At 39.5% G+C, this 12,292-nt stretch carries 8 protein-coding genes; 7 read left to right on the plus strand and 1 reads right to left on the minus strand.

Annotation, left to right across the window (positions count from 1 at the left end):
- Nucleotides 1-6 precede the first annotated feature (6 nt).
- The 4 genes from J1905_RS23650 (at nucleotide 7) to J1905_RS19085 (ending at nucleotide 5,084) form a co-directional block, all read left to right on the plus strand.
- Nucleotides 7-3,423, plus strand: coding sequence for a DUF6443 domain-containing protein (locus tag J1905_RS23650; RefSeq protein ID WP_250318142.1), 3,417 nt, complete (start codon nucleotides 7-9; stop codon nucleotides 3,421-3,423).
- Between the two features lie 13 nt (nucleotides 3,424-3,436).
- Complete coding sequence (locus tag J1905_RS19075; RefSeq protein ID WP_214228824.1) at nucleotides 3,437-3,907, plus strand: hypothetical protein; 471 nt, start codon at nucleotides 3,437-3,439, stop codon at nucleotides 3,905-3,907.
- Between the two features lie 261 nt (nucleotides 3,908-4,168).
- Nucleotides 4,169-4,735: a hypothetical protein gene (locus J1905_RS19080; RefSeq protein WP_214228825.1), complete on the plus strand. Its 567-nt coding sequence runs from the start codon at nucleotides 4,169-4,171 to the stop codon at nucleotides 4,733-4,735.
- A gap of 61 nt (nucleotides 4,736-4,796) precedes the next feature.
- The gene (locus J1905_RS19085; RefSeq protein WP_214228826.1) at nucleotides 4,797-5,084 is read left to right on the plus strand and encodes a hypothetical protein; all 288 of its coding nucleotides are present in this window, start codon (nucleotides 4,797-4,799) and stop codon (nucleotides 5,082-5,084) included.
- 210 nt (nucleotides 5,085-5,294) lie between these two features.
- On the opposite strand, the gene J1905_RS19090 is transcribed toward J1905_RS19085, so the two are convergent.
- On the minus strand, nucleotides 5,295-5,834 hold the full coding sequence (locus J1905_RS19090) for a helix-turn-helix domain-containing protein (protein WP_214228827.1): 540 nt from the start codon (nucleotides 5,832-5,834) through the stop codon (nucleotides 5,295-5,297).
- A gap of 759 nt (nucleotides 5,835-6,593) precedes the next feature.
- Here J1905_RS19090 and J1905_RS19095 point away from each other — a divergent pair.
- From J1905_RS19095 to J1905_RS19105, 3 genes are read left to right on the plus strand one after another with little or no spacing between them, the layout of a single operon-like run.
- Nucleotides 6,594-9,578 carry a SusC/RagA family TonB-linked outer membrane protein gene (locus J1905_RS19095; protein ID WP_214228828.1) on the plus strand — a complete coding sequence of 995 codons (2,985 nt, stop codon included), beginning with the start codon at nucleotides 6,594-6,596 and terminating at the stop codon, nucleotides 9,576-9,578.
- A gap of 5 nt (nucleotides 9,579-9,583) precedes the next feature.
- On the plus strand, nucleotides 9,584-10,948 hold the full coding sequence (locus J1905_RS19100) for a RagB/SusD family nutrient uptake outer membrane protein (protein ID WP_214228829.1): 1,365 nt from the start codon (nucleotides 9,584-9,586) through the stop codon (nucleotides 10,946-10,948).
- The gene (locus tag J1905_RS19105) at nucleotides 10,938-12,284 is read left to right on the plus strand and encodes a TlpA family protein disulfide reductase (RefSeq protein WP_214228830.1); all 1,347 of its coding nucleotides are present in this window, start codon (nucleotides 10,938-10,940) and stop codon (nucleotides 12,282-12,284) included. The genes J1905_RS19100 and J1905_RS19105 overlap by 11 nt, the downstream gene beginning before the upstream one ends.
- Nucleotides 12,285-12,292 lie beyond the last annotated feature (8 nt).

Below are 12,292 nucleotides of genomic sequence, written 5' to 3' on the forward strand. Positions count from 1 at the left end.
CTCAGTATGAAAAACAGATTAATTTCGGCTCCAGGGAGCCTCTTGATAATATTATTGTTCTTGTTGCAGGTATTGGATGTCAATACGACAAGTGCTCAACACCTTACTTTTAACACTTACACCGGTCAGTCAGAGATTACTGCCAGTGGGAGCATCACCTTTACCAATGGATTTACGGTGCCTGCCGGCAGTAACTTCCGTGCATACATTAGTGCCAGTGCCAATTGTGTGCCACTGGCTGCTGCTGCCAGTTCGAACCAGAACTATGTAATCAGCAGTATTGTAAAACGGTCTGGGATTACTAACGCCAGCAGCCTTGCAAACCTGAATGTGTGCGAACTGAATCAGACGATCCAGTACTTTGACGGCTTAGGTCGCCCCTTACAAACGGTAACGGTAAAAGGGAGTCCGGCATTAAAAGATATTGTTCAGCCTGTCGCCTATGATGCTTTTGGCAGAGAAGTAACCAAGTACCTTTCTTATGCAGATGCAGGTACTGCCAATGGGAGTTATAAGGCCAATGCCTTGACTACCGGCCAAGGGGTACTGAACTTTTATAATCCTGCAGGCAGTAGTGGTCCCCAGCAGGCCAATGGAGTAATGAGAACGGTTTCTCCATTTAGCCAGACGGTATTTGAGCCTAGTCCTTTAAACCGTGTGTTGGAACAAGGTGCTCCTGGTGCTGCCTGGCAGCCGGCTGCTACCCGAACTACTACTGGGCGTACAGTGGTGAGTGAATATGGCAGTAATGTTGCTACAGCACCAGAGGCAGTAAAACTTTGGGTGGTAACCGCTAATGGTGCCAGTTGTGGCACCAACACCTATGCCGCAAACAAACTATACAAAACTACGGTCAAAGATGAGAACTGGACCACTGGAAAGATCGGAACAGTTGATGAATACAAAGACTTTGATGGCCGTGTGGTGTTAAAGCGGATGTGGGAAACCGAAACGGTCTCCCTTTCCACTTATTATGTTTATGATGATTTTGGTAACCTGAAGTACGTTATCCCTCCTGCAGTTACAGCAACCTCTTTTACCGCGGTGGCTACAGACCTTCCCTTCAGCCAGTTCATCTATGCCTATAACTATGATGGCAGGCAGCGGGTAATAGAAAAAAAGATTCCCGGCAAAGCCTGGGAGTACCTGGTCTATAATAAACTTGATCAGGTTGTACTGACCCAGGATGGGGTACAGCGGGGCAAAGCAAACCAGAGCTGGACAGCAACCAAATATGATGTGTTCGGTCGGGTAATCATGACAGGAATCCATACCTATGGTGCTACTGCTAATACGAGCTATCGTGCTGCGATGCAGGATTCGGTCAATGTCCGGTCAAACCAATGGGAAATTAAAGTGACTACGGGTATGGGTTATACCATTACGCGTACTTACCCCATAGTCGCATTGAATCCTGTATTAAGTGTTCAGTATTATGATGATTATACTGCACCCGGTATACCTACAGCTTATAACCAGAGTAATAACGCTACTTATAGTAAGAAACTTAAAGGGTTACCTACGGCAAGTAGGGTGAATGTACTGGGTACGGCAGATATGCTATGGACAGTGAACTATTTTGATGATGAAGCAAGAGTTCTTAAAACTTACAAGCAGCACTACCAAAAGGGAGCCATAGATACATTAAACTATGATGAGATCAGCAATACCTACAACTTTGCAGGTGAGCTGCTGAACAGTACCCGTCAACATCGTAATGGGGCTACCACTACAACCATCGCCAATGCTTATGAGTATGACCATATGGGCAGAAAGAAACTGGTAAAGGAGAAGATCAATACCGGAGATGAGGTGGTGTTGAGCAGGCTGAACTACAATGAGGTTGGCCAGTTATTAAAGAAAGAATTGCATAGTGCCGATAATGGAGCCACCTTCTTACAGAATACCCAGTATACCTATAACGAGCGTGGCTGGCTAAAGACAGGAACTTCTGCTCAGTTTAGCAACAGGCTGAAGTATGAAGATGGGACTACTGCTCAGTACAATGGTAATATCGCCAATCAGGACTGGGGAGCCGCCGCAAGTTTACCTAATGTATATACCTATAGTTACGACAGGTTAAACCGTTTACTGAACGGTACCAGTACAGGGATAGTGATGAGTGAGGTGTTGAGCTACGATGTGATGGGGAACATCAAAACGATGAACCGTGATGCAACTGCAGCAGCAAGTCTCTACAACTACACTGGGAACAGGTTGACTAACATCACAGGGGGAGCCTTGGCCACAGGAAACTACAGCTATGATGTGAATGGGAATGCGACCACAGATGGAAGAACAGGAGTGGTGCTGACCTATAACCTGCTAAATCTTCCGGCTACGGCAAAAAGAACTACTCCAGCACCAATAGTGAACCTGGCTTATACTTATGATGCAACAGGGAGCAAGTTGAGAAAGGTAAGTACAGGGGCAACAGCAGGTACAAGACATTATGTAAGTGGGATAGAGTACGATGGCAATGCTATTGATATCATCCAGACTGAAGAAGGATTAGCCAGAAATAATGCGGGAGCGTACAGTTATGAATATAATCTGACTGATCATTTGGGTAATGTGAGATACACGTTCAATAAGCACCCAACTACAGGAGTACTTCAAAGGTTGCAAGCAGACAACTATTATGCGTTTGGTAAAAGGAAAGTTGTAAGTGCAGGTTCAAATAAATACCTTTATAATGGAAAGGAGATACAGGACGAATTAGGAGAACAGTATGATTACGGAGCAAGGTTCTATGATCCGGTGATTGGAAGATGGAATGTGGTAGATCCAATGGCGGAGAGGCATTACGAAACAAACCCTTATCACTATGTTTTGAATAATCCAATGATGTATAATGATCCATTGGGATTAGATACTAACAAAGTTGGGAGTACAGTTCCAATAAAACCTATGGATGATGTTGTTCTCGATGATGGGAGTGTGGTTAAAAGTGCCTTGCCTGAAGTGTCAGTACAAGGTGAAAATAAGGCTTGCCCAACATGCTTAGATCCTTCTACTGTGGGTAAGAATTTAGGAGGAGGCACCTATGCTGGTGGAAATAATCCACGTAATTACGATGGGACATATACCTACTCTTATATTCCAAATAAACCATTCGACCCTCCTGGAATTGGACATGATAGACGATTTGATAACTTGGGTGCTGAGGGCCTTTTAGGATTATTAACAGATACCAGAACCATAGGAGCAGATTTGCAATTTGTTTATGAAGAGATTGAGGTATCGGCTAGAAATGATATAGGTAATGAAGATAAAGCAAAAGCTTATTTTATTGGAACTGGTTTAGGATTGTTATCGTTGCCAAAAACAATTCATAGGCTAAGTTCCCCAGGTGGATTACAAATGATAAAGATGTGGTATGATATTAGTAATAAGGGTGTGACTAATACACCTTCCAAATAAATTTGCAATGGTAATGCTGAAAAGAATATTAATAGGTATATCTATAATTTTAATAGCAGTGGGGTTATATAAGTTAGCGGAATTGTATTCGCCTGGAAGCTATCCAAATGTTGAAAAATATGGTATTGATCTAGATGAGAAAGGAGTTATTAATGTTCTTAATAGATTCAAAGAAAAAAATCCAAAGTTTGTACCACCAGTTGGATTTGGCTTAAAAGACGGACGTAGGAATAAAAAGGATCATTGGTATAATGTTTATTTCTACTATCCTGAGAGTAATGAGATTATATATATATGGACACGACCTAGTAGTTCCACAACGACGACAATTGGTTTTGTCAGTGTTAATACAGGTAATAAGTTAGGGCACTGGAAGGATATTAACAAGGATTTTAATTCTTCAGAAAATCTATTGCAAAAGAAAAAATTCAAAGAACTAATTTTAGATTCTATAAGGGAAATGATACGTCATAAAAATCAGTGATTACACAAATGAGTTAAATTACATTGATTATGGAACTAGGTTCTATGATCCGGTGATTGGGAGGTGGAATATGGTGGATCCTAAAGCTGAGCTACTTGAAATGTCTTCTCCTTATGTTATTCTCTAAATAGCCCAGTTAACTTTATTGATAAAGATGGTGAATTACCTATCTATATCAATGGAAATACAAAATCTGACAGCGAACGAGAGGATAGGTCTTATTGGGATGCGCAATTGTTAAGGACTATTGCAAGTTCTGGTATGCCCAATCCTGGAGGGCAGATCCATTGGGTTGATGGTAACAGAGGAAGACAAGCGATAAATGGAAATCATTATGTTACGAATGATCGAGCTCTTGGAGCGACAGATAGATTCTTAGGGGGTCAGATGGAAGCAAAAAAAGACTTTAATAAAATACTATCTATGCTGGAGCGTGACCCTTCAACGAATAAGGTAACTGAAAAAATTCAAATTTATACACATAGCAGAGGAGGTGCATTTGGAGCCGGTTACACGAACGCGCTTTTAGAATTGATAAAAAATAACGATGACCAATTTGCCGACCCAAGCAATGTGATTGATTATGTGCTAAATTTGGCTCCTCATCAATCAGGCTCCATAGACGCTCCAGAAGGAGTAAATTCATTTTCAATTGATCGCACGTGGGATATGTTGTCAGGAAATGATATGGGAGGAAATAATATTAGTTTTAGCACGAATTCAGAGGCGTGGAATTTAAAAAACTCTCATAAAAATAGAACATATGCGATTGAGGTTGGCGAGTTTATAAAAGCGTATCAGAAAAACAAAGAGATAATAAAAAAATAGTAAATGACTTTATTAATAGGATGAGGTCTAATGGAGTAAAAGTAACGGTAAAAGACTAAGTATGAGAGAAACAGTTGTGTATATCCTTGCAATAGTACTAAACATTGGTGTTTATGTTCTTTTCTCTATAATTGATGTGTTTGTGGATTTTTTAGTTTTTGGAGAGGGGGCGAGCAGTGGGAAATATTCGTTTTGGATATCACTTTGCTTCCTGCTTTTACAGGTATTAATATTGTTGTTTATGTACAAAAAGAAAGTACTTGTAAAAGATATAACCTTGTTAATTTTAAATGTAATGATTGCAGTTTGTTTATTCTTGTATTTCGTGGTATATCTTTCTAGTACTTGATTTGTCAATTAATGAGATAACAAGTTTAGCAAAGCCTAAGAGTTGTTCTACTTGTGAACTTTGTTATTCAGTCAATAGGCTACATGAATGGTCATGCAGCCTATTGACTTTATATCTGAGGTATTTTTTTTCGCGCCTCTGAGACCCATTTGCCTTCACGTAGAGTTAAATTGAATGAAACTGCCATTTTTGCTGAAACTCCCACTAATGCTATTTCTTTAAAATGTACCTATTCTTCTTACCCTCACCTGCAGAAGCAGGTATTTTTTGAATTATTGAATTTCTAGGGCTTTTTCCTAATAAATCGGTTATTCGCCTAGGTTCAACTTTATTTCGTACCTCTTCTGGTAGTTGTGCCCATATTTCTTCAGCAGTATGTGGTGTGTTGAGAAAGTCTGAATTAAGTACATTATTTAAATTATCAGCTAAGTTAACATTGTAGTCTCTTGGATTAAGACCCACTTCTTTTCTAATTGAAATAGCATTTTGTGTTGCAATGGGTAATTGATCGAATTGCGGAATAGGATAATTAGGGTCTGCCATACTATAATATTTGATGCCATAAACAGTTGCAACTAATTGAGCTCTATCCAAACCAATACTCTTTTTTGCTGATTCAATTTCACTGTAGTCAGGTTGCAATATATCCATTAAGGTCGCTAGATCTTCCTGGTTTAGATTGAAATGTTCACGGTAAACTCTGGCTCTTTTCCCAAATTCACCTTTTGCATTATAGTTTTTATCTCTCACCTAAATATGTTAAATCGATATATTTATATTTTATTATATCGAACTATTTTGTTATATTTGTTTAAGTATAATAAGCGACATAGAAGAGTGGATATTATTTACTCTCAACGATGTCTCTCGTTTGAGAAAACCGTCAAATTTTGCCTACGAGAAGACCGTAAGTTCGCCCAATGCGCTGGATTGTTTTATCTTTGATGATATAACACCAGTAGGGCGAGCTTTGCGTAAGTCTTTTTGGAGGCATGCCGGAAATCTCTTGTAGATTTAAGGTATAGGGTCTCTTGACGGTTACCCTCAACCAAAAGCAGTAAAGTTCGCCCTATTGGTTTTAACCAACTGGTGTTCCCAATTTGCATTTGTGAGAGACTCGTTTACATATAACCAAATATGGAAATGAGATTGTTCGGCAGTTCAGAATTTAATCAAACCCACACCAAAAACGGTGCAGAAATACTGCGAGCTTTCTTTTTTCCAATTCCCCAAAATCTCCTTCAAAATGTCATAAAGAACATTCACAAGCCTCCTGATTAATTCAACTCTTTTCGAATAATTTTCTAACCAATTAAACCAAAAAAGATGAAAGTATTATACTTAAGGGGATTGTATTGTCTCAAAACTAATCATATTACTGCATTTATACTAATCAATAACCTGAATGTTTAGAACACTCTTTTTCTATCAGCGTATGCCAACATAGGGAACCATTAGAAACGGCATAACTTAATAATAAAAGCAAAATCAACTAACTGAACTTATTACATGAAAAAATATATACTAGTAATAGTACTGGCATCGCTTTGCTTGATTTTTAAAGCCAGAGCACAGGAGCGAATCAAGCTTTCAGGCACGGTATTCAACCACTTCCATCAACCATTAGTTGGTGTAACCATCAAAATCAAAAACTCAAATATCATTACCACAACAAACACCAATGGAACATTTAATCTAATCAGTAGTATAAAACAAGGAGTGTTGCAGTTTAGCTTTCTAGGTTACAAAACATCCGAAATAAATTTCACTGGGAATACCCCAAATCTGATGGTCAGCCTTGAAGAAGATCAAAATGATCTGAATGAAGTGGTGGTCATTGGTTACGGACAAACCACTAAAAAACTGAATACCGGCAGCGTATCGAGCATTAGCGCCAAAGAAATAGAACACCAACCGGTAACTAACGTGCTCTCGGCGCTATCAGGTCGGATGCCCGGGGTGTTTGTTCAAACAACAAACGGCCTACCAGGAGGAAACATCAACATCCAGATTAGAGGCAAAGGCTCCATCGGGGCAGGAACTACTCCTCTTTACATCATAGACGGTGTACCTTATGACGGGGCTGCACCGTTGCCGGTCAATGATTTTACAGTTGTTAATAACATTGCAGGAGCATCAAGTCCACTCAATAACTTAAACCCGGCAGATATAGCATCTGTTACGGTGCTTAAGGATGCGGATGCTACCGCCATATACGGAAGTAGAGGGGCTAACGGAGTGATTTTAATCCAGACTAAGCAAGCAAAAGCAGGCGATACGAAGATAGAAGTTAACATTGAGCAAGGGATCAGTAAGATCTCAAACAGACCAGACTTATTAAAATTAAAAGACTATTTGGCTTTACGGAGGGAGGCATTTGCTAATGACAATCTGCTACCTTCTTCAGATCCCTTGTCTGTAAATTATGCACCCGATTTAACAGTATGGAGCCAAAATCAAGATACCGACTGGGTAGATTATCTTTTTGGTAATACCGCTAGCTCCAGAGACCTGCAGGCCAGAATTGCTGGAGGAAAAGGAAATACTACTTTCTCTGTAAATGGTAACTACCGGAATGAGGATACTGTATTGCCGGGAGAAAACAATTATACGAGGGGTGGTCTGAGCTTTCAGCTTCAGCACCGTTCAGAAAACAACAAACTGAGTGTATCTATATCCAGCCAGCTTACACATCAGTATAACGACCTATCCAACTTGACAAACAGTGCCAGTTATTTACTGGTACCCAATTATTCCTTGTACCTAGCTGATGGGACATTCAATTGGTATGCAGGTACAAATCCGGCAGCCGAGATCTATGCCAGAAGCAAAACCAATGCAGACAATACAATTACCAGTCTGAACCTTAGTTACAACATACTGCCAGAGCTCAACATAAAAATAGATGGAGGGCATACCAGCACTACCTATAACCAACAACTTATTTTTCCAAACAGGGCATTGGCTCCGGGCAACATCAATTATGCCCAATATGGTAACAACTCACTACAGTCCATTATATTTGAACCTCAGGTCAATTACCAGTTAACATTTAACAAAGCAAGGCTTTCATTTCTTGCAGGTGCTACCTTTCAAAAGCGGACTAACGATCTTTTACAAATACAGGCCAGCAATTTTAAACTGGAAAGCCTGATGGAAAACCTTTCTTCGGCCGGCACTATAGATTACCGGTCAACCAATTATACTCAATACAAGTACGCTTCTTTATTCGGCAGGCTAACCTATAATCTGGATGACAGCTATATTTTAAACGGTACAATAAGGAGAGATGGCTCATCAAGGTTTGGCCCGGGTAATCGCTATGGTAGTTTTGGCGCCGTAGGAGCAACATGGATTTTTAGCAATATGGGTTTTGTTAAAAATAACCTCGGCTTTTTAAGCTATGGGAAGCTGCGGGCCAGTTATGGTACAACCGGTAATGACCAGATTGGCGATTATCAGTATTTATCAACTTATAGCAGTTTAGGGTCGAACATTTACCATGATGTTGCAACCATGCAACCAAGCAGGATCAGCAACGATAATTTCCATTGGGAAACTACCCGCAAAACAGATTTAGCCTTAGAACTTGGGTTTCTGAAAAATCGGATAACCTTATCCGCAGATTACTACATCAGTAAAAGCAAAGATCAGCTCGTTTATTATAACATTCCCCAGATCACTGGGTTTTCCTCTTACCAGGCAAATTTACCTGCGGTAATAAGAAATAGCGGCTGGGAGCTTGCTGCTATGGCAGATATTTTGAAAAAGCAAGACCTGAGCTGGACAAGCTCTTTTAACATCACGTTTCCAAAAAACAAACTGCAATCGTTTAAGGATTTTAAAAACTCGGGCTACGATGCTGAATATGAACTGGGGTACGACATTACCCGCATTTACGGTTACCAGTTTTTAGGAAATGACCCGGTAACAGGGAAACCACAATATGCCGGAGAAAATGGTGAGGCCGCCGAAAGTCCTTATTTCAATTTCACACTGGGTAAGCTAACCCCGGATTATTATGGTGGTTTTAGTAATACCTTTAATTATAAAAACATCGAATTGAATGTTTTTGCACAATTTGTTAAGCAGGTAACAAGAGGACATGGACTTTACACCTATCCGGGTACGGGAGCTATTAATAATTACAATATTGTAAAAAACAGATGGTCGCCAGATCGTCGTGATGCAAGTTTTCCGAAAGCAAGCACCATTGCCTACGATGTTTATTACCCGAGTTCCTCATTAAATGTTTTTAATACGTCTTATCTGAGGCTTAAAAATGTTTCCGTGTCTTATGTATTGAGCGAAAAATTAACGGAAAACATTAAAGTTAAAAACATTCGCATCTACCTGCAGGGGCAAAATTTATGGACACTATGGGATAAGGGTACTGCGGTTTTAGATCCTGAATCTGGTGCCCTGTCTTCTGGCGCAGCCCGTAATCTACCTCCCTTAAAATCATTTGTCTTTGGCCTTCAATTAACACTATAACTACCATGAGAAACACCTGTATTTTAATCTTACTTACAGTAGTAATGAGTCTTTATACTGCCTGCAACAAATTTGTAGAACCGCCTGTATCAAAAAATCAGGTAGAGCGAAATGTAGTATTTGCAGATAGTTCACTGGCAACTGCCGCATTGTTAAACGCGTATTTTGTACTGGGTACATCAACCTATATTTATACCAAGAACATCAGTATATATACGGATGAATATACCTATACTTCCGCATTAGGCAGTATACTGGAATACAATCAAAGCAGGTTGTCAGCAGATAATTATCAGAACGCTGCTTTGTGGAACACCTTGTATTCTGTAATCTACCAATGTAATGCGCTTATGGAAGGCCTTGAACAGTCTCCCGGTTTATCCGCCACTGCTAAGCAACAGCTTTTTGGTGAGGCCTTGTTTCTAAGGGCTTTTGCCAATTTTTATCTGGTAAATTTTTACGGTCATGTTCCGCTGATCTTAACAACAAATGTGAATGAAAATGCCAGGGCTTTTCAAAAAACACAGGAAGAGATTGATGAGCAACTAATCAAAGATTTACAGCAAGCCATATTATTACTCAAACCTCAGTATCAAGGGCATGGTAAAGTGCGGGCAAATAACTGGACAGCAAAGGCACTTTTGGCAAGGGTATACCTCTATCAAAAAAGATGGAGCGAAGCAGAGAAAGAAGCCAGCGCTGTAATTAATTGTGGTTTGTACAGCCCGCTTCCTAAGCTGGAAGATACCTTTCTGGCCAATAGCAGAGAAAGCATTTTGCAATTCTGGGCACAAAACGGATGTGTAAATGATGCGGCTGAATTAATTCCTTCCTCATTTACTGAATTGCCTAATTACGCTATGACCATGGGATTGATCCAGGCTTTTTCGGAGACTGATGCACGGAAAGACAAATGGGTATCTGTCAGTAGTGTGACCGTAGGTGGCATTACCAAACCTTATCATTATCCAGCTAAGTATAAAAACAGGGAAGCTAATGCTGCTAGTCCGGAGTATGTAATGGCTTTGAGGTTAAGTGAACAATACTTGATCCGTGCCGAAGCATTTGCAAACCAAGGTCATATTGCCGATGCCGTTGCAGATTTAAATGTGACCAGGGAAAGGGCGGGGCTTTTACCCTTGCCACCTGAAGTGTCCATGTGGGAATGTCTGAATGCCATAGCTGAAGAAAGAAGGCTGGAATTATTTGGAGAGTGGGGACACCGCTTCCTTGATCTGAAGAGAACAGGTCAGTTAAATGCAGTAATGACCGCGCTAAAAACCTCATGGCTGCCAAGGGCAGTTTCATTTCCAATTCCTAAAACAGAAATTTTATATAATTCTAACTTAATACAAAACAATGATTACTAAACACAGAGGCTTTAGCCTACTTGCAACAGTATTTTTGTTAACAGCAAATGTCTTTGCACAGCAGAAATTAAAAGAAATAAAAATTGGGGATAAAATTCCGGATTTACTAATACAAGGTATCATCAACCAGAAAAGCAATAAAGTACAGTTAAAAGAGCTTTATAAAGACGGCCTGCTGATCATTGATTTCTGGGGCACCTTTTGTGTTCCCTGCATTAAAGAAATGACCTTCCTGGACTCATTAAAAGCTGCACATCCGGGAAAATTTAACGTACTGATGGTAACTACAGAAGATGAAAACGTAATCAAGAAGTTTTTATCAAAAACCAGTAATAAAGATATTCGTGCCGCCAATCTAACGCTGGCCACAAAAGACACCCTATTGAGAAAACTTTTTCCTCATAATATGATTCCGCATAACATCTGGATAGATAAGGACGGAATAGTTAAAGCCATAACAGGTGGTGCAGAGATTAAGACCGAAAACATATTGAATTTTAATGATGGAAAAAATACTGCGGCCTTACGTACAAAAAAAGACAATATAACATTTGACAGAATGAAAGAATTTCATTTAGGAGATTCGATCTTTACCTATAGGTCAATTATAACTCCCCGTATCAATGGTATTGGTGGTTTCGGACGTGCTTTAACAGATAAAGGAGCAAGATATTTCCAGCTTAATTGTACGATTACCGATTTTTATTGGAACGCGTATAGCAATTTCATACCCTCCATGCGGCGTAATTTAATGGAAGTTCACACTCGTGATTCTTTACGTTTATTTGATCCCAGTGATGCCAGTTTAAAGAAATCAACATATAAGAATTACGAAGAATGGGAAGATGAAAATACCTATTGCTATAGCTTGACGCTTCCAAGCCGTGTTGCTGATCCTGTTTTAAGGAATTATATGTTTAATGATCTAGAGCGGCAGTTTAAAATTAAGGCCAGAACAGAGATCAAAAATATCCCGTGTATGGTGGTAACCAAAATAAAAAGTGAACTACTTAAACCAGTTGTAATGGGGCCCGACTCAAAATTGGAGATAATAGAAGAAATGAATGGGGACAAAAGAATTAAGAATGCAAGGATCATGGACATACTAGACTGGTGGTACAGAAAGAATGAGTCTTTTGTTTTACCAGATCCTTTTCTATGTGAAATTAAACCAGCTGATGACATCTATTTTGATATTGACCTTGAATTTTCTAAAGAAAATATTGAAGAAGGCATTTCTCCTGAAATGCTTTATAGGCAGCTTGAGAAATATGGATTCCTGTTTAAAAAAGAGATCCGCCCTTATTCTATATTGGTGCTTGATGACCTAAATTAAGAAAAAAC

Source organism: Pedobacter sp. B4-66, from assembly GCF_018492665.1.
GTDB lineage: Bacteria > Bacteroidota > Bacteroidia > Sphingobacteriales > Sphingobacteriaceae > Pedobacter.